This window comes from Microbacterium sediminicola, from assembly GCF_039531125.1.
GTDB classification, from domain to species: domain Bacteria; phylum Actinomycetota; class Actinomycetes; order Actinomycetales; family Microbacteriaceae; genus Microbacterium; species Microbacterium sediminicola.
Map to the genome: position 1 here is coordinate 1,254,928 of NZ_BAAAPL010000001.1, position 18,973 is coordinate 1,273,900.

Below are 18,973 nucleotides of genomic sequence, written 5' to 3' on the forward strand. Positions count from 1 at the left end.
CCTCAGATGAACAGGGTGGTTCCCGACTTCTGTGCTTCGCCGAGGAAGGTGGCGACGCCGCCGAAGTCGATTCCGTCTTGCAGATCGCTCTCGGCGATGCCGAGCAGGTCCATGGTCATCGTGCAGGCGACCAATTGCGCCCCGCCCTCGCGTGCCGACTCCATCAACTCCTCCAGTGTCGGCACGTTGTGCTTCTTCATCACGTCCTTGATCATCGCCGGCCCCATGCCCGCCATGTTCATTTGCGACAGCGGCAGGTGGTCGGAGCCCGAGGGCATCATCATCGAGAACATGCGGTCCATGATCTTCTTCTCCCGCGGGGGCGCATCGTGGCGACGCAGCATGTTCAGCCCCCAGAAGGTGAAGAACATCGACACCTTCTGCCCCATCGCGAGCGCACCGTTGGCGATGATGAACGCCGCGATCGCCTTGTCGAGGTCCCCCGAGAAGACGACGAAGGACGTCTGGTTCAGCGGCTGGACGGCGATGCCGCCCTCCTTCGCCCCACCCTTGCGGAACGTCGCGACATACCCCGGCCCTTCCGGGCTGATGGCGAGCATCTCGTGGCCATGGCTGTTCGCCCATGCCGGAGCGTCATGCGCAAAGCCCGGGTCCGAAACGTGGACGACGACGTCATCGCCGGGGGCGAGCTCATCCATCTGCGTGGTGAGGCGCATGATGGGCCCGGGGCAGGCCAGACCCGTGCAGTCGAGGTCGACGCTCTGCCCGGTCCCCTTCACCTGCGCGAGAAGATCGGTCGCTTCGGCATACGGGATCTCGGCGGGCTTGGCGACGAAGCCCACCGGCTCGAGGTCGTGGTAGAAGCGGAACGTGATCGACCCGCCCGACAGAGTGCGCACGTCGGTGAAGCCGCGCTGCACGAGCGCCCGGTAGGCGAGGTAGCTGCGGAAGCCGACCGCGCAGTACAGACGGATCGGCACGTCCTTGTCCCAGGTCTCAGACAACTCGCGGATCTCGCCGAGCGGCGCGTTCTCCGCCCCCGAGATGTGCCAGATGTCGTACTCCTCGGGAGTGCGCACATCGAGGATGCGACACCCTTCGGTCGCGGCCGGGTAGTCCTTCGCGTGCCAGAGCTTCAGATCGCCCGACAGGACGTTGCTGGCGACGAAGCCCGCCATGTTGACCGGGTCCTTGGCCGAACCGAACGGCGGGGCATAGGCGAGCTCGAGGTGCTCGAGGTCGTGCACGGTCGCGCCCAGCCGGATCGCGGTCGCGAAGACATCGAGCCGCTTGTCGACGCCGTCGAAACCGGCGATCTGGGCGCCGAGCAGCTGTCCATCGGTCGGCGAGAACGTCACCTTGATGTGCATCTGCGCGGTGCCGGGATAGTAGCCGGCATGACCTGAAGGGTGCACGTGGGCCACGAGGTAGTCGACGCCGGCCCGCTCCAGCTGACGCTCATTGGCGCCGGTGGCACCCGCGGTCATCTCGAAGACCTTCACGATCGAGGTGCCCTGGGTGGAGACGTACTCGGTGTCACGACCGCAGATGTTCTCGGCCGCGACGCGCGCCTCACGGTTGGCGGGGCCGGCAAGCGGCGTGATCCAGCGCCCCGGCAAGACGGTGTGGGCGGTCTCGACGGCATCCCCTGCCGCCCAGATGTGCGGGTCGGATGTCTTCATGTGCGTGTCGACGACGATGCCGCCGCGCTCGCCGATCTCCAGACCCGCGTCCTTCGCGAGACGGACGTTCGGCCGCACCCCGGCGGACAAGATCACGAGGTCGGTCTTCAGCGCGTGACCGTTGTTCAACTCGACGCGGAGCTTGCCGTCCTTCTCGAGACCGAACGCGGCAGCGGACGTTCCCAGCTGCAGTTCGACGCCCCGGCCCCTGGCGTGCTGTTCGACCGGGATCGACACATCCTTGTCCAGGGGCGGCAGAATCTGGTCGGCGAGCTCCACGACCGTCACGTCTGCGCCGCGATGGATCAGGTTCTCGGCCATCTCCACGCCGATGTAGCCGGCGCCGATGACGACCGCGCTCGCACGCCGTCCCTTCGCGGCGGCCGCGGCGAGGGCGTCGTCGAGGCGCGACTTGATGATGTCCATGTCGGCGACGTTGCGCAGCGTATGGATGCCGGGCAGGTCGATGCCGGGAAGCGGAAGCTGCAGCGGGTCTGCGCCCTGACACAGCGCCAAAGCGTCGTAGCTCTCGGTGTACTCCCGGCCGGTGGCGACCTCGGTGACCGTGACGGTCTTCGCCTCGCGGTCGATGCCGGTCACATCCTGACCGACGCGCACGTCCAGATCCAGGGCTTCACGCAGACTCTCGGGCGTCTGCAGCAGCAGCCGGCTGCGATCGGCGATGACACCACCGATGTGGTACGGCAGTCCGCAGTTCGCGAACGACACATAGTCGCCGCGCTCCAGGACCACGATCTCGGCCGATTCGTCGAGGCGGCGCGCACGCGCCGCCACCGACGCTCCTCCGGCCACTCCTCCGACGACAACGATCTTCATGGTGGAACTCCTCTGCGTCCGAGGCTGCGGTCCGCACCCTCGAGTCCGACGGTACTCCCCGGGGTATCCGTCGGGTAAGGCCCTAGGTCCTCCCTTCCGCGGGTACACCCGAACCCCGGCCGGCCCGGGTTCGACACGCGAGGATGTACTGCCTCACAACCGACATCACATGTTGTGGTCTGACCATTGTGAACCACCACATATTGTGGCGCCGTGAAAAATTTCTCCTGCATATAGTGCGCGCATGGAATCCTCCCCCGACACTGCCCCCGCTCCTGCTCCGCACCGCTCGGTTCCCGTCGCAGACACCATCGACGAGTATCTCGCGCGCTCCGATTGGCGGGTGAACGCGAATGCGAACCAGGGGTACTCCCTGGGCGGAATGATCCTGAACGCGTCGGGCAAACTCATCGCCAACTACTGGCTCGATGAGGTGTACGCCCCGGCAGCGGGCATCGCCCACCGCGAGGGCGACATCCACATCCACGACCTCGACATGTTCGCCGGCTACTGCGCGGGGTGGTCGTTGCGGGCCCTGCTCGAACAGGGCCTGAACGGCATCCCCGGCCGCATCTCCTCCGGTCCCCCGCGGCACCTGTCGGCAGCCGCAGGACAGATGGTGAACTTCCTCGGCACCCTCCAGAACGAATGGGCCGGAGCCCAGGCCTTCAGCTCGGTCGACACCTACCTCGCCCCCTTCGTCCGCGTCGATGCTCTCGGGTACTCCCAGGTGCGCCAGATCGTGCAGGAACTGGTCTTCAACCTGAACGTGCCCTCGCGTTGGGGCACGCAGACTCCCTTCACGAATCTCACGTTCGACTGGACGTGCCCGCCGGATCTCCGCGACCAGCACCCCATGATCGGCGGCACGGTCCAGGACTTCACCTACGGCGATCTGGTCGACGAGATGGCGATCATCAACCGCGCCTTCCTCGACGTGTACAACGACGGGGATGCCGATGGCCGAGCCTTCACGTTCCCGATCCCCACCTACAACATCACGAAGGATTTCGACTGGGACGGGCCCAACGTCGACGCCCTGTTCGCGATGACCGCGAGGTACGGCCTGCCCTACTTCCAGAACTTCATCAGCTCTGATCTCGACCCCGGCATGATCCGGTCGATGTGCTGCCGCCTGCAACTGGATCTCACCGAACTGCTCAGACGCGGCAACGGTCTGTTCGGCTCGGCCGAGCAGACCGGATCCGTGGGCGTGGTCACGCTCAATTGCGCACGCCTCGGCTACCTGCACCCCGGAGACGCCCCCGCCGTCCTCGCGCGCCTCGACGAGCTGCTCGAGGTCGCCCGCGACAGCCTGGAAGCCAAGCGCGTCACCATCCAGCACCACATCGATGCGGGCCTGTTCCCCTACACGAAGCGCTATCTCGGCACGCTTGAGAACCACTTCTCGACCATCGGTGTGAACGGCATCAACGAGTTCGTCCGCAACTTCACGCTCGACCGCACCGATGTCACCACGCCGGAAGGGACGGGTCTGGCGATGTGGATGCTCGAGCACATCCGGGCACGGATGGTCGAGTTCCAGGAGCAGACCGGGCACATGTACAACCTCGAGGCCACGCCCGCTGAGAGCGCCACCTATCGCTTCGCCCGCCTGGATCTGGCTCGCTTCGGCAATGCCGGCGCGGGGGACGTGGGCGGCGGCATCCGTCATGCCGGGACCAGCGAGAACCCGTACTACACGAACTCCTCGCAGCTGCCGGTGGGATTCACCGACGACGCGTTCGAGGCGATGGAGCTGCAGGAACCGCTCCAGCACCTGTACACCGGCGGCACCGTCCTGCACCTCTACATGGGCGAGGCGCTGAGCTCGGCGGCGGCCTGCAAGACACTCGTGCGGCGCGCCCTCGAGCGGTTCCGACTGCCCTACATCACGGTGACCCCGACCTTCTCGATCTGTCCCGCGCACGGCTACGTCTCAGGCGATCACCCCCGGTGTCCCGACTGCGACCGCGAGTGCGAGGTGTGGACGCGGGTCATGGGGTACTTCCGCCCGGTGTCCTCGTTCAACATCGGCAAACAGGGTGAGGCGGCCGAGCGCGTCTACTTCGACGAGTCGCGTGCGTTCGACGAGCCTCACCCCCTGGCGGCGATCCCCCGATGAGCGTGGCGGCCATGGACACCCTCGCACCTCGCGTCGCGGGGCTTTCGCGCCTGTCGAGCGTGGATTGGCCCGATCGTCTGGTGGCGACCGTGTTCTTCCAGGGATGCCCGTGGGACTGCCGCTACTGCCACAATCCCGATCTCATCGACCCGCACACTGCGGGCTCGATCTCCTGGGCAGATGTCCACGCCTTCCTGCAGCGTCGGCGGCAGCTGCTGGATGGCGTCGTCTTCTCGGGCGGGGAGCCCACGATGCAGGCCGCGCTGCGCCCGGCGATCGACGAGGTGCGAGAGCTCGGCTTCACCGTGGGTCTGCACACGGCCGGTGCCTTCCCCGCCGCACTGGATGCCGTCCTCGAGCACGTGGACTGGATCGGCCTGGACATCAAAGCGAACGAATCCGACTATGCGACCGTCACCGCTCGACGCGGCAGCGGCACACATGCCTGGCGATCGTTGGAGAAGGTCCTCGCCGCCGCCGACCGTGCGGACGGCGACCGGGTCCTCGGCTACGAGGTGCGCACCACCGTGCACCCGGACCTGACGGATGCCGCGACCCTGCGCGGCCTCGGCGAGCGACTTCTGGCCGAGGGCGTCGCCAGCTGGGCACTGCAGCGCGTGCGGGCCGTCGGTTCACGGATGACCACACGCTCGCCCGGCGATGGCTCCCCCGACCTCGTGGGTCAGATCGCCGCCGAGTTCGACGGACGCTTCGCCCATCTCACGACCCGCTGATCGCGCGAACGATGCCGGGCGCCGCCGCGCGCATCACCGCTGGCGGCGCTCCCGCACGCGCATGTTCAGCACGATCGGGGTGCCCTCGAAGCCGTACAGCTCGCGGAGGCGCCGCTGCACGAAGCGGCGGTACCCCGCATCCAGGAATCCGGTCGTGAACAGCACGAAGGTCGGCGGACGCGTCGAGGCCTGCGTCCCGAAGAGGATGCGCGGCTGCTTCCCACCGCGCAGCGGATGCGGGTGCTCGGCGACGAGTTCGGCGAGGAACGCGTTGAACTTGCCGGTGGGGATGCGCTGGTCCCAGGATGCCAGTGCCGTCTCGAGGGCGGGAACGAGCTTCTCGAGGTGACGGCCGGTGCGCGCGGAGATGTTCACACGCGGCGCCCACGACACGTGCGCGAGGTCCTGCTCGATCTCGCGCTCGAGATAGCGGCGACGGTCCTGGTTCTCCAACTCGGGCGTGGAGAGCAGGTCCCACTTGTTGAATGCCAGCACGAGCGCACGGCCCGACTCCAGCACGAGGTCGATGATGCGGACATCCTGCTCGCTCAGCGGCTGGCTGACATCGAGCACGACGACGGCCACCTCCGCTTTTTCCAGAGCTGCGGAGGTGCGCAGCGACGCGTAGAAATCGGCACCCTGCTGCAGGTGCACGCGACGGCGGATGCCGGCGGTATCGACGAAGTTCCAGAGCTTGCCACCGACTTCGACGATCTCGTCGACCGGGTCGCGGGTGGTGCCGGCCAGGTCGTTGACGACCACGCGCTCTTCGCCCGCCGCCTTGTTCAGCAGCGACGACTTGCCGACATTGGGTCGGCCGAGGATCGCCACGCGGCGAGGGCCGCCGATCTCGTGCGAGGCGACGGCCGAGGTCTCCGGCAGCACCTCCATGACGGTGTCCAGGAGGTCCGCCACGCCGCGGCCGTGGATCGCGGAGACGGGATGCGGTTCACCGAGACCGAGGTTCCACAGCGCCGCGGCCTCAGGTTCCTGGCGCGCGTCGTCGATCTTGTTGGCGACCAGGAAAACGGGCTTTCCCGACGTGCGCAGCAGCCGCACCACGTGCTCATCGGTCGAGGTGGCGCCCACCATGGCGTCGACGACGAACAGCACCACGTCGCACAGGTCGATCGCCACCTCGGCCTGGGCGGCAACCGACTTGTCGATGCCGCGGGCATCGGGCTCCCACCCGCCGGTGTCCACGAGCGTGAAGCGTCGGCCGAGCCACTCGGCCTTGTACATCACCCGGTCGCGGGTGACGCCCGGGGTGTCTTCCACGACCGCTTCGCGACGCCCGAGGATGCGGTTGACGAGGGCGGACTTGCCGACATTGGGCCGACCGACGATTGCGACCACCGGCAGCGCCGGCAGATACTCGATGCCGTCTTCGCCCGCGACGAGCCCGGCGAGCACGGCAGCGTCGTCGTCATCGAGGTCGTAGTCCTCGAGGGAGGCGCGCAGGGCCGCCGCGCGCTGGTCGGCGAGGGTGTCGTCGATGTCGGCCAGCCGCTCGGTGAGTCGGTCGACCTCGCCCTCGTTGTCCGGGATCTCGTCGGTGTCCACGCTTACGCCTCCGGCTCGGTGGATGCCGCAGGCGCGGCGATGTTCAGGATGTCGGTGACGACCTCGAGCACCGCGTCGACGGTCTGCTCGAAGTCGAGGTCTGTGGAATCGATCGGGATGACCCCGGGCGCCGCCTCGAGGAAATCCACGACCTGCGCATCGGAGGCGTCCCGCCGCTGCATCGCCACGGCGACAGCGGCCGTGTCGAGGCTGGTCAGCTCGGCGCTGCGGCGGGCGGCGCGCACGACGGGATCCGCACTCAGCAGGATCCGCACAGGGGCATCCGGCGCGACCACAGTCGTGATGTCACGTCCCTCGATGATGACGCCGCGCAGGCCCGAGTCGGCCACGAGCGAGCGGAACATCGCGTTCATCGCACGACGCACCAGTGCCACGCGCGCGACGCCGCTGACGGCATCCGACACACGAGGCTCTCGAATCGCCTCGGTCACCTCGGTGTCGCCGACCTTCACCCAGAACGCGTCCGGGTCCAGCGAGATCGAGAACGGGAAATCACTCGCGACCTCGAGGACTGAGGTGGCATCGGAGGTGTCGCGCTCGGTCTGCAGCGCCTGCCACGCGAGCGCACGGTAGGCGGCACCGGTGTCGAGATAGCCGAAGCCGATGCGGCGGGCGACCTCTTTGGAGACGCTCGATTTTCCACTGCCGGCGGGTCCGTCCATCGCGATGATCGCGGGAGTCTGGGTGGTCACGTCAGTCATTGCTCGTGCTCGCAATCTTCCAGCCGCGCTGCTCCAAGCCCTCCGCGGCGCCGTGCAGCGCGGCGGGCACCACGCTGACCTCGGCGAGGCCGAACGGCGCGCCCGGCGAGTGCTCCAGGCGCAGGTCCTCGACGTTGACACCGAGTTCACCCAGGTCGCCGAACAGACGACCCAGCTGACCGGCGGTGTCATCGACCATGACGACCATCGTCGCGAACCGGCGGTTCTGTCCGTGCTTGCCGGGCAGCCGCTCGACGCCCTCGTTGCCGCGGCGGATCGTGTCCGCCACCTCGCGCCGGGCGCCCGGGGCGTCGGGGGCGCGCAGGGCATCGGCGACGCGGGCGAGATCGACCGAGAGCTGGTCGAGCACATCCACCACCGGCGCCGCATTGGCCGAGAGGATCTGCACCCACAGCTCCGGCGCGGATGCGGCGATGCGCGTCGTGTCGCGCACACCCTGTCCCGCCAGTCGCAAGGACCCATCGGCCGCGTCGGTGAAGCGCCCCGCCAACAGGCTGGCCACCAGCTGCGGCACGTGGGAGACCAGCGCGACGGAGCGGTCGTGGTCCTCAGGGGTCATCTCCAGCGGCATCGCGCCGAGCTCCAGGGCCAGGGACTCCACCAGGGCGAGGTCTGCGGCCGGCGTCTCCGCGTCACGGCAGACCACCCAGGGGCGTCCGACGAAGATGTCGGCGCGGGCCGAGATCGCACCTCCGCGCTCGCGCCCCGCCAGCGGGTGCGAGCCGATGTAGTGGGTGAGATCGACGCCGCGCTCGCGCAGGGTGCGCAGCGGCTCGAGCTTGACGCTCGCGACGTCGGTCACCACGACGCCCGGGTGGGTGCGCAGCTCCCGCTCCACCACGTCGGCGACGACATCCGGCGGCACGGCCACGACGATCAAAGTGGGGCGATCCTGCGCCGTGGCGGCGCGTCCGGCGCCGTAGTCGACAGCAAGGCTCAGCTGTGCGGGCGAGGTGTCCTCGAGCGCGACGTCCACACCGGCGGCGCGCAGCGCGTGGCCGATACTCGCGCCCAGCAAGCCGGCACCGACGATGCGCACGGTGCCGGACAGACGCGAGGAGAGCGCCTCGGACCGGGCGCCGGCATCCGTCCGCGCAGCGGCGTCTCGCGAGGCAGCACCGGGGTGCGCCGCATCCGGGCGCGCGGATGATGCGGCGGGCATGGTCATGTCACTGGCTCCTCGGGCCGGCAGAAAGCTCGTCGCCGGCGGAACGGTCATCACCGGCATCTCGGCGCGACAGGGTGAGAAGCGCGCCACGCTCCAGTTTAGTCAGCTCACGGGCCTTCCCCACTGGGAGGGTTCCCAGGTGCAGCGGCCCGAACTGCCTCCGGACCAGCTCGACGACGGGATGCCCGACCTCGGCCATCATGCGCCGGACGATGCGGTTGCGGCCCGAGTGCAGGGTGAGTTCGACGAGCGAGCCCGCTCCCTCACCGGATGCCGACAGCAACCGCGCCTTGTCGGCGGCGATCGGGCCGTCCTCCAGGGTCACTCCGGCGGTCAGCCGCGCGATGGTCTGCGCGCTCACGCGCCCCTCGACCTTGGCGATGTAGACCTTGGTCACCCCGAACGAGGGGTGGGAGAGCACATGGGCGAGGTCACCGTCGTTGGTGAGCACGAGCAGACCGCTCGTGTCGGCGTCCAGCCTCCCGACGTTGAACAGGCGCTCCGGCCACTCCCGGGTGTAGCGGCGCAGATCCGGGCGTCCCTGCTCGTCCTTCATCGTGCTGACGATCCCGCGGGGCTTGTTCAAGATGATGTAGCGCTTGGTCCCATCGAGCTGGACCGCGACGCCGTCGACGTCCACGAGGTCGCTCTCCGGATCGATACGGGTGCCGAGCTCGGTCACCACCGCGCCGTTGACCCGGATGCGACCCTCGACGATCAGCTGCTCGCAGACGCGACGGGAAGCGACACCCGCGGCGGCGAGGACCTTCTGCAGGCGCACGCCCTCGGGCGCAGAATCCTGGTTGCCCGACGGGCTCATCGCACGGCCTCCGAGTCGAATCCACCGGTCCCGTCATCCAGCAGCGGCGAGATGTGTGGCAGCTCGTCGAGCGAATTGATCCCGAGGTTCACCAGCAGCGCGTCGGTCGTGCCGTAGTGGATCGCGCCGGTGTCGGGATCGGTGAAGACTTCGGCGATGAGACCCCTCGAGACGAGCGTGCGCACCACCGAATCGACATTGACGGCACGGATCGCCGCGACCTGCCCGCGCGTGACCGGCTGCTTGTAGGCGATGACCGCGAGCGTCTCCAGCGCCGCCTGCGACAGGCGGGACGGGGTCTGGGCGGTGACGACCTCCGCGATGAGATCGTCGAACTCCTCGCGCACGTACAGGCGCCATCCGCCGCCCACCTCGCGCAGTTCGAACCCCCGGCGCGGACCGTCGCGCTCGCCGTCGTAGTCGGCGACGAGAGTCTCCAGGGCCTGCCGCACGGCGGGGACCGGAGCGCTGACCGCGGCGGCGAGACTCACGATGCTGTGGGGCTCGTCGAGGATCATCAGCACGGCTTCGAGCCGGCGCACGATGTCGGCGGCGAAGGCGGAGGTGTCGTCGGGGGCGGTGTGATCAGGCACGGTGTCATCGGTCATAGTCGGCTCCCAGTGTCGCAAGATTCTCGTCCGACCACCGCTCCGCGCTCCAGCGCAGCGTCAGCTCGCCGAGCGGCTCGAGCTGTTCGAAGGTGAGAGCCGCATGCCGGTACAACTCGAGCACCGACAGGAACCGCGCGACGATCACGCCGGGCTGGTCGGCGCCGACGATCAGCTCACGAAAGGTCAGCGTGCCGGCGCCGCGCAGCAGCGTCACCACCACGGCGGCCTGCTCCCGGATGCTCACCAGCGGCGCGTGCAGGTGGTCGAGCCCGACGTGCGGGATCTCCTTGGGCGTCAGCGCGAGGAGAGCGAGGGCCGCGAAGTCCTCGGCCGAGTGGGTCCAGACCAGTTCGGGCACGACGTTGCGGTACTTCGCGTCCAGGGGAACAGTGCGCGCGTGGCGGCGATCTTCACGCACGAGACAGCGGCCGAACCACTCCGACACATCCTTGAACGCGCGGTATTGCAGCAGGCGGGCGAACAGCAGGTCGCGCGCCTCCAGCAGCGCGACGCTCTCGGCGTCCACGAGCTCACCCTGCGGTAGGAGTCCCGCCACCTTCATGTCCAACAGGGTCGCCGCGACGACGAGGAACTGGGAGGTCTCGTCGAGGTCCTGCTCGGGGCCGAGCGCGCGCAGGTAGGCGATGAACTCGTCGGTGACCCGACTCAACGCGACCTCCGTGATGTCCAGTTCGTGCTGCGAGATCAGCGAGAGGAGCAGGTCGAACGGGCCGTCGAAGACATCCAGCGATACCCGGAATCCGGGATCGGCGGCGGTCGCGGGGTCGGATGCCTCCCCCTCAGCGCTCAGGGGTGCGCGCGGGCCCTCCGTGTCGGTCGGCTCGGGCGCCTCAGGCGATCGCGCCACGTGCGACGAGTTCCCGGGCAAGGCGCAGGTAGGCCTGCGCGGCGGCGTGTTCGGGCGCGAAGGTCGTGATCGGAACGCCCGACACCGAGGCATCCGGGAACTTCACCGTGCGGCCGATGACGGTTTCCAGCACGTCATCGCCGAAGGCCTCCACGACGCGCTCGAGGACCTCGCGGGAGTGGAGCGTCCGCGGGTCGTACATCGTCGCGAGCACCCCGTCGAGGGTGATCGAGGGGTTGAGGCGGTCCCGCACCTTGTCGATCGTCTCGATGAGCAAGGCCACGCCGCGCAGTGCGAAGAACTCGCACTCCAGCGGGATGAGCACGCCGTGGCTGGCGGTCAGCGCGTTGACGGTGAGAAGGCCGAGCGAGGGCTGACAGTCGATCAGGATGACGTCGTACTCACCGGCGACCTTGCGCAGGACCCGGGAGAGGATCGTCTCGCGGGCGACCTCGTTGACCAGGTGCACTTCGGCGGCCGAGAGGTCGATGTTGGCCGGGATGACATCCAAACCCTCGACCGAGGAGGGGACGATCGCGTCATGCGGGTCGCGCTTGGTGTCCAGCAGCAGGTCGTAGATCGTCGTAATGTCATGGGTCGGGATACCCAGGCCCGCCGACAGCGCACCCTGCGGGTCGAAATCGACCGCGAGGACTTTGCGCCCGTACTCGGCGAGGGAGGCCGCCAGGTTGATGGTCGTCGTGGTCTTTCCCACGCCGCCCTTCTGGTTGCACAGGGCGATGATGCGGGCCGGGCCGTGGGATTCCAGCGGCCGGGGGGTGTCGAACCCGTGGTAGGGGCGTCCTGTCGGACCGAGGACCTCGTCCTCGAGCTTCGCCGCCGCCCGCTTGCTCGCCGCCACTGAGACTCCTGCCTTCCCCGAATCCGGCGCCCTGCGCCGTCCACCGATTCTAGCCACGGGCTGTGCGCGGCCGACGGCGCCTCGCCGCCGCAGAGTCAGCGGGCGCGAGGGTGGGAGGTCGCGTAGATGTCGCGCAGCGAGTCGACGCTCACGTGGGTGTAGATCTGGGTGGTGGCCACCGACGCGTGCCCGAGCAGCTCCTGCACCACCCGCACGTCGGCTCCGCCCTGCAGCAGGTGTGTCGCGAACGAGTGCCGCAGCGTGTGGGGCGACACATGGGCGTGCAGCTGCGCCCGCTCGGCCGCCGCCTGGATCACCAGCCATGCGCTCTGGCGCGACAGCGGTGCGCCCCGAGCGCCGAGGAACAGCCGTGGTGTGCCCCGCCCCCGTCGGGCCAGTTCCGGCCGCGCCCGGGTGAGGTAGGCATCCACGGCGGCGCGCGCGTAGGACCCGATCGGGATGATGCGCTCCTTCCCGCCCTTGCCGCGCACCCGCAGCACATCTCCGTGCGTCACATCGTCCACGTCCAGGCCGACCGCCTCCGAGACACGCGCTCCGGTGGCGTAGAGCAGCTCCAGCAGCGCACGATCGCGCAGCGGCACGAGGTCGGCGGCCTCCGCTTCCCCGGGCTCGGGGCCTGCGGCATCCAGGAGCTGCTCGACCTGCCCGATCGTCAGCGCCTTGGGAAGGCGCTGGGGCATCTTCGGCGGTCGCAGCCGCAGCGTCGGATCGGTGGGAGCGAGCTGCTCAGCGAGCAAGAACCGGTGCAGCCCGCGGATCGAGGACTGCAGCCGCGCGAGGCTCGTGGCAGCGGGTGCCGGATCGGCACCCGCCCGCTCGGCGACGTACGAGGTGACGAGCTCGAGAGTGACATCGGCGACCTCGACGACGCCACGCTCCCCCAACCACTGCGCGTACGGCGCGATGTCGCGACGGTAGGCGGCGGTCGTGTGCGCGGACAGCCCCCGCTCGACCGTCACATGCCGCAGGTAGGCATCGATCGCGCGATCCAGGCGCATGTCACGACCGGGATGCGCGTCGCAGACGCTCCGCGGCCGCCAGCAGCCCCACCGCCAGGATGCCGTTGCGCATCCGCCCATCGAGCACAGCCGTCACAGCATCCTCGAGCGCGACCCACTCCAGGCGGATGTCGGCCTCTTCGTCCTCGCGGGGGTGGGCGACCTCGAGCGCGCTCAGCCCCCGGGCAAGGAACAGGTGCACGACCTCGTCGTTGCCACCGGGCGTCGTGAAGATGCTGACCAGCTCCGACCAGTCCTCGGCGCGGAGGTCGACCTCCTCGGCGAGCTCACGCTGCGCCGTCTCGAGAGGGCTCTCCCCCGCGACATCCAAGAGCCCTGCGGGGATCTCCCAGTCGCGGTGACGGATGGGGTGTCGGTACTGCTGGATCAGCAGGACACGCTGGTCGTCATCGATCGCCACGACGGCGGCGGCGCCCGGGTGCTCGACGTACTGGCGCACGATCGTCGTCTCGCCGTACGCGACGGTGTCGCTGCGCACGTCCCACACGCGGCCCTCGTAGACGAGGTCCGAGTCGACGACCTCCGCATCGACGGGCTGGTCGCGCAACGGGTTGCTCACCCGGCGTCCTCGGCACTTTCGACGTCGAACAGCTCGCTGGCGCGGTGGCGCTCCAGCGCAGCGCCGACCAGGCCCCGGAACAGCGGGTGCGGCGCGGTCGGCCGCGAGCGCAGCTCGGGATGGGCCTGGGTCGCGATGTAGTACGGGTGCACGTCCCGGGGCAGCTCGACGTACTCGACGAGGTTGCGATCCGGCGAGAGCCCCGAGAACCACAGACCCGCCGTCGCCAGTCTGTCGCGGTAGGCATTGTTCACCTCGTAGCGGTGACGGTGACGCTCATGCGCGAGGGTCGATCCGTAGATCTCGGCGGCGATGGAGCCCTCGGCGAGCTCGGCGGGGTACAGTCCCAGGCGCATCGTGCCACCCATGTCACCGTGGTCGATGATGTCGACCTGCTCGGCCATCGTGGCAACGACCGGAAATTCGGTGTCGGGATCGAACTCGCTCGAGGACGCGCCGGGGAGGTCGGCCATGTTGCGGGCGTACTCGATGACCATGCACTGCAGGCCGAGGCAGATCCCGAGCGTCGGGATGCCCTGCTCGCGCGCGAACTTCAGTGCGCCGAGCTTGCCCTCGATGCCGCGGATGCCGAACCCGCCCGGGACGACGATGCCGTCCACCTGCGACAGGGCCTTGGCCGCGCCCTCCGGCGTCTCGCACAGGTCCGAGGGAATCCAGGTGATGTTGACGTGGGTCTCATGGGCGAACCCACCGGCCTTGAGCGACTCGGTGACCGACAGGTAGGCGTCGGGAAGGTCGATGTATTTGCCGACCAGGCCGATCGTGACCTCGTGCTTGGGGTTGTGCACCGCCTGCAGCACCTTGTTCCAGCGGCTCCAGTCGACGTCGTCGGTGTGCAGGTTGAGACTGTCGACGATGTAGTCGTCCAGCCCCTGCTCGTGCAGCATCGTCGGGATGTCGTAGATGCTCGGCACATCGACGGCGTTGACCACGGCACCCTCGTCGACATCGCACATGAGGGCGATCTTGCGCTTGTTGGCGTCGGTCACGGGACGGTCGCTGCGCAGCACGAGCGCATCCGGCTGGATGCCGATCGAGCGGAGGGTTGCCACCGAGTGCTGGGTCGGCTTGGTCTTCTGCTCGCCCGATGCACCCATGAACGGCACGAGCGAGACGTGCACGAAGAACGCGTTGCCCCGCCCCAGCTCGTGGCGGATCTGACGGGCCGACTCGATGAAGGGCTGCGACTCGATGTCGCCGACGGTGCCGCCGATCTCAGTGATGATGACATCGGGCTGTGGGTCTTCGCTGGCCTGGAGGCGCATGCGGCGCTTGATCTCGTCCGTGATGTGCGGGATGACCTGCACGGTGTCACCGAGGTACTCGCCGCGGCGTTCCTTGGCGATCACCTGGGAGTAGATCTGCCCGGTCGTGACATTGGCCGCCTGGCTGAGCTCGATGTCCAGGAACCGCTCGTAGTGGCCGATGTCGAGGTCGGTCTCCGCGCCGTCATCGGTGACGAAGACCTCGCCGTGCTGGAACGGGTTCATCGTCCCCGGGTCCACGTTGAGATAGGGATCCAGCTTCTGCATCACGACCCGAAGCCCGCGCGCCGTCAGGAGATTTCCGAGGCTGGCCGCCGTGAGTCCCTTCCCCAGAGAGGAGACGACGCCACCGGTCACGAAGATGTGCTTGGTGGTGCGCTCGGAAGGGTTGCCGTGGGAGTCACTCGGGGTCTGCGTCACGGGCTTCGATCCTATCAGTCGGCGCTGTCAGTCGGCGGTGGGACGCGGCGCGGTTCTCAACCCCAGCAGCTCACGAGCGTGGGTGAGGGCTGCCTCGGAGTCTGGCATTCCCGACAGCAGTCGCGCCATCTCCGCTTCCCGCTCGGGGCCCTCGAGGCTACGCACGCTCGATTCGGTGACCGAGCCGTCGCTGGATTTGACGACCGAGAGGTGGCGTCCGGCGAACGCCGCGACCTGGGCCAGATGGGTCACGGCGATCACCTGCGAGGTCTGCGCGAGGGCCGCCAGCCGCTGACCGACCTCGATGGCCGCCGCTCCCCCGATCCCGGCATCCACTTCGTCGAACACGAAGGTCGGCACCGCATCCGCGCCCGCAGTCACGACCTCCAGCGCCAGCATCACACGGCTGAGTTCGCCTCCCGAGGCGCCCCGTGCAACGGGTCGGAGCTGCGCACCGGGGTGCGGCGCCAGGAGGATGGCGACCTCATCACGGCCGTGGATGCTCGGCTCGGTGGGCGAGACGACGACCTCCACCCGGGCATCGGGCATCGCGAGCGCCTGGACTTCTGCGGTGACCCCGGCGGCCAGCCGCGTCGCCGCGTCGGCGCGCGCGGCCGTAAGATGCGCGGCGGCGGCATCCAGGGCGGATGTCGCCGCGTCGCGCTCCGCACTCAGACGCACCACGCGATCGTCGTCGTCATCGAGCTCGACGAGGCGCGCCGAACCGGTGGCAAGCAGATCGAGCGCTGCGGCGAGGGTCCCGTGGGCGCGCACGAGGTCGGCGAGCACCGACCGGCGCTCCTCGACAGCGGCGAGCTCCTGGGGTCCGGAGTCATCAAGGTCGGCGAGGTAGCCGGCCAACTCCGCCGACACGTCCGTCATCCGGTAGCCCAGGTCGGCGAGCTGGTCTGCCAGCTCCTGCAGCCTCTGGTCGTTGCCGCTGGCGCGCTCCAGAGTGCGGCGCGCATCCGCGAGGAGGGAGACGGCGTCGGGCGCTTCCCCCTCGCCCGCGAGCAGCTCGTGCGCGAGCGTCGCCGCGTCCCGCAGCTCCTCGGAATGCGCCAGTCGCGCCGCTCGCTGCGCGAGCGCCACGTCTTCGTCGGGCTCGGGTGCGATCTTCTCGATCTCATCGATCGCGGCGCGCAGCTGATCGGCCTCTCGCGCGCGGTCCTCACGCTCGGTCAGCAGCGTTTCCAGCTCTGTGTCGACGCGCTGCCAGTGGCGAAACGCCTCACCGTAGGCGGCGAGCGCTGCGGCGAGCGTCTCTCCCCCGAACCTGTCGAGCACGTCACGCTGCGCCGCGGCCGACCGCAGGCGCAGCTGATCGGATTGGCCGTGGACGACGACGAGCTGGTCGGCGAGGTCGGCCAGCACTCCGGCGGGCGCGGAGCGTCCTCCGACCGAGGCGCGGCTGCGCCCCTCGGCCGAGAGCGTCCGACTGACCACGAGCTCGGCCCGTCCGTCATCGATCGGTTCGATGTCGCCGCCGGCCTCGCGCACGCGGTCCACGACGTGACCCTCGGGCGGCACGATCCAGATGCCCTCCACGGATGCCTGAGCCGCGCCGGCGCGCACCGCACCGGCATCCGAGCGGGCCCCCATCAGCAGTCCGAGACCGGTGACGACCATCGTCTTTCCCGCACCCGTCTCACCGGTGATCGCGGTGAACCCCGGCCCCAGCGGGAGGGTCGCGTCGGCGATCACTCCGAGATCGCGCAGACGCATCTGCTCGATCACTTGCCCGCACCCCTCACAGCGTGATGTTTCCCGTCTGGATTCCCGTCACCGGGCCACGCCATCCCTCGACGGGGAGGCGGAACTTCTGCACGAGACGGTCGGTGAAAGCGACCGGATGCAGTCGCGCGAGCCGCACCGGGTCCGGGGAGCGCCGTACCACGACGCGCGCACCGGGCGGGAGATCGTGCGAACGGCGACCGTCGCACCACAGCACGCCGGTCTCCGTGCGCTCGAGCAGTTCGATCGCGACGGCGTGCTCGGGGGCGATGACCAGCGGCTTGGCAAACAGCGCGTGCGCCGAGAGCGGCACGACGGAGATGGCATCCACCCCGGGCCAGATCACGGGACCGCCGCCGGAGAAGTTGTAGGCGGTCGAGCCCGTCGGCGTCGAGACGACGACGCCGTCGCACCCGAAAGATGACAGCGGGCGCCCGTCGATCTCGATGACGACCTCGAGCATGCGCTCACGGCTGCCCTTCTCGACCGTCGCCTCGTTCAGCGCCCAGGTCTCGTAGATGACCGCCCCGTCGTGGTCCTTGACGCGGACCTGCAGCGCCAGGCGTTCCTCGACCGTGTAGTCGCGGTCGATCACCCGCCGCACGGCTTCGTCGAGGTTGTCCCGCTCGATCTCGGCGAGGAAGCCGACGTGACCCATGTTGACGCCGAGCACCGGCGCACGGCCCGAACGCACCAGTTCGGCGGCACGAAGGATCGTCCCGTCACCGCCGAGCACGATCGCCAGCTCGATGTCCGAGACGGCGACCTCGTCGGCCAGCACGGCCACGCGCCCCGGTGGGATCGCGACGCTGAGCTCCGCGAGATCCTCGGCGGCGAACACCGGCACGGCACCCGCCTCACGCAGCGCGGCGATGACCCGAACGGCCGCGGCCACGGTGTCGGGCCGGCGGGCGTGGGCGACCACGAGAATGTAGCGCTCGTCCTCGATCATCGCACCCCCGCCATCTCAGCCACCCGGTCCCCCCATTCTGTCGGATTGTCACCGCTGTGCGGTTTCAGGTGCGCGAGGAACTCGGCGTTGCCGTGGGTGCCGACCACGGCCGAGGCCACAACGCCGCCCACGCCCCATCCCAGATCCCACGCCTCCCACAGCACACCCATGACGGCATCCGCGCGGAGGGCGGGGGCGGTGACGAGCCCCTCCCGCACAGCCGTCCGGCCGACCTCGAACTGCGGCTTGATCAGCAGCACGATGTCGGCGTTCTCGGCCAGGACCGCCGCGACCGCCGGCATCACGTGTCCGAGGGAGATGAAAGAGAGGTCTCCGACGACCACCTCGGGCAGCACGGGGCGTCCGGCCGCTTCCGCGAGGTTCTCCCGCGTCATGTAGCGGACATTGAAACCCTCCACCGCGATCACACCGGGGTCGGCGGCGACAGCGGGGGCGATCTGGCCGTGGCCGACATCCACCGCGACGACAGGGTCGGCACCGCGCTCGCGGAGAACCTGGGTGAATCCCCCCGTGGAAGCCCCCATATCCAGCGCGAGTCGGCCACGGACATCGAGCGAGAACGCGTCGAGTGCTCCGAGGAGCTTGTGCGCGGCACGACTCACATAGTGGTCGTCACCGGCGACCTCGAGCGCGGTGTTCGCAGCGACCTGCGTCGACGCTTTGACGACCGCGACGCCGTCCACCAGTACCCGCCCCTCGGCGATGAGCCGTGCGGCATGGGTGCGCGAGCGAGCGAGCCCCCGGCTGGCCAGCTCTGCGTCCAGTCTCGCCGTCATGGAGTCGGCGGTGTCACTGCGCCGCACTCTGCGAGGGCGCGGATGCCCCCGGCTGGTGCTCGAGTCGCCGGGCGAGCTCGTCGTGCACGGCCTCGTAGGACACGGCCCGAGCAGTCAGCGGCTGCGACTCGATGACCTCCAGCCGCGACAGCAGGTCATCGGCCGGTCGCATCGCCGGCTGGGGCGTAGCGTCGGGGTCGGCATCCATGCT

The 18,973-nt window shown here is 69.1% G+C and carries 17 protein-coding genes; 2 read left to right on the top strand and 15 right to left on the bottom strand.

From position 1 onward, the window contains the following. Nucleotides 1–2: 2 nt before the first annotated feature. Complete coding sequence (locus ABD206_RS05855) at nt 3–2,480, bottom strand: FAD-dependent oxidoreductase (RefSeq protein ID WP_344070344.1); 2,478 nt, start codon at nt 2,478–2,480, stop codon at nt 3–5. A 244-nt stretch (nt 2,481–2,724) separates the two neighbouring features. Here ABD206_RS05855 and ABD206_RS05860 point away from each other — a divergent pair, with 244 nt between their 5' ends. Further along, entirely contained in the window at nt 2,725–4,605 is a 1,881-nt protein-coding gene (locus ABD206_RS05860; RefSeq protein WP_344070346.1) for a ribonucleoside triphosphate reductase, read from the top strand. After that, nucleotides 4,602–5,339, top strand: coding sequence for an anaerobic ribonucleoside-triphosphate reductase activating protein (locus tag ABD206_RS05865; RefSeq protein ID WP_344070348.1), 738 nt, complete (start codon nt 4,602–4,604; stop codon nt 5,337–5,339). The genes ABD206_RS05860 and ABD206_RS05865 overlap by 4 nt, the downstream gene beginning before the upstream one ends. A 33-nt stretch (nt 5,340–5,372) precedes the next feature. On the opposite strand, the gene der is transcribed toward ABD206_RS05865, so the two are convergent. The 14 genes from der to ABD206_RS05935 form a co-directional block, all read right to left on the bottom strand. Then, nucleotides 5,373–6,902 carry a ribosome biogenesis GTPase Der gene (der, locus tag ABD206_RS05870; RefSeq protein WP_425561159.1) on the bottom strand — a complete coding sequence of 510 codons (1,530 nt, stop codon included), beginning with the start codon at nt 6,900–6,902 and terminating at the stop codon, nt 5,373–5,375. Between the two features lie 2 nt (nt 6,903–6,904). Continuing rightward, nucleotides 6,905–7,624, bottom strand: coding sequence for a (d)CMP kinase (gene cmk / locus ABD206_RS05875; protein WP_344070350.1), 720 nt, complete (start codon nt 7,622–7,624; stop codon nt 6,905–6,907). After that, a complete protein-coding gene (locus tag ABD206_RS05880) occupies nt 7,617–8,813 on the bottom strand; it encodes a prephenate dehydrogenase (RefSeq protein ID WP_344070351.1) in 1,197 nt (398 codons plus the stop codon). Before ABD206_RS05880 ends, cmk begins: the two co-directional genes overlap by 8 nt. Nucleotide 8,814: 1 nt before the next feature. After that, nucleotides 8,815–9,633 carry a pseudouridine synthase gene (locus ABD206_RS05885; protein ID WP_344070353.1) on the bottom strand — a complete coding sequence of 273 codons (819 nt, stop codon included), beginning with the start codon at nt 9,631–9,633 and terminating at the stop codon, nt 8,815–8,817. Continuing rightward, the gene (scpB, locus tag ABD206_RS05890; protein WP_344070355.1) at nt 9,630–10,241 is read right to left on the bottom strand and encodes an SMC-Scp complex subunit ScpB; all 612 of its coding nucleotides are present in this window, start codon (nt 10,239–10,241) and stop codon (nt 9,630–9,632) included. Before scpB ends, ABD206_RS05885 begins: the two co-directional genes overlap by 4 nt. Then, entirely contained in the window at nt 10,231–11,112 is an 882-nt protein-coding gene (locus ABD206_RS05895; protein WP_425561160.1) for a segregation and condensation protein A, read from the bottom strand. Before ABD206_RS05895 ends, scpB begins: the two co-directional genes overlap by 11 nt. Next, a complete protein-coding gene (locus tag ABD206_RS05900; protein WP_344070357.1) occupies nt 11,096–11,974 on the bottom strand; it encodes a ParA family protein in 879 nt (292 codons plus the stop codon). Before ABD206_RS05900 ends, ABD206_RS05895 begins: the two co-directional genes overlap by 17 nt. A 95-nt stretch (nt 11,975–12,069) precedes the next feature. Beyond that, entirely contained in the window at nt 12,070–12,993 is a 924-nt protein-coding gene (xerD, locus tag ABD206_RS05905; protein ID WP_344070359.1) for a site-specific tyrosine recombinase XerD, read from the bottom strand. Nucleotide 12,994: 1 nt separating this feature from the next. Beyond that, on the bottom strand, nt 12,995–13,573 hold the full coding sequence (locus ABD206_RS05910; RefSeq protein ID WP_344070361.1) for an NUDIX domain-containing protein: 579 nt from the start codon (nt 13,571–13,573) through the stop codon (nt 12,995–12,997). Then, complete coding sequence (gene pyrG / locus ABD206_RS05915) at nt 13,570–15,279, bottom strand: CTP synthase (protein WP_344070363.1); 1,710 nt, start codon at nt 15,277–15,279, stop codon at nt 13,570–13,572. Before pyrG ends, ABD206_RS05910 begins: the two co-directional genes overlap by 4 nt. Nucleotides 15,280–15,306: 27 nt before the next feature. Beyond that, the gene (gene recN, locus ABD206_RS05920; RefSeq protein ID WP_344070364.1) at nt 15,307–17,016 is read right to left on the bottom strand and encodes a DNA repair protein RecN; all 1,710 of its coding nucleotides are present in this window, start codon (nt 17,014–17,016) and stop codon (nt 15,307–15,309) included. Between the two features lie 13 nt (nt 17,017–17,029). Beyond that, nucleotides 17,030–17,965, bottom strand: a complete 936-nt coding sequence (locus tag ABD206_RS05925; RefSeq protein ID WP_344070365.1) for an NAD kinase — start codon at nt 17,963–17,965, stop codon at nt 17,030–17,032. Then, complete coding sequence (locus ABD206_RS05930) at nt 17,962–18,762, bottom strand: TlyA family RNA methyltransferase (protein WP_344070366.1); 801 nt, start codon at nt 18,760–18,762, stop codon at nt 17,962–17,964. Before ABD206_RS05930 ends, ABD206_RS05925 begins: the two co-directional genes overlap by 4 nt. Before the next feature lie 13 nt (nt 18,763–18,775). Continuing rightward, nucleotides 18,776–18,970, bottom strand: a complete 195-nt coding sequence (locus tag ABD206_RS05935) for a hypothetical protein (RefSeq protein WP_344070367.1) — start codon at nt 18,968–18,970, stop codon at nt 18,776–18,778. Nucleotides 18,971–18,973: the final 3 nt, after the last annotated feature.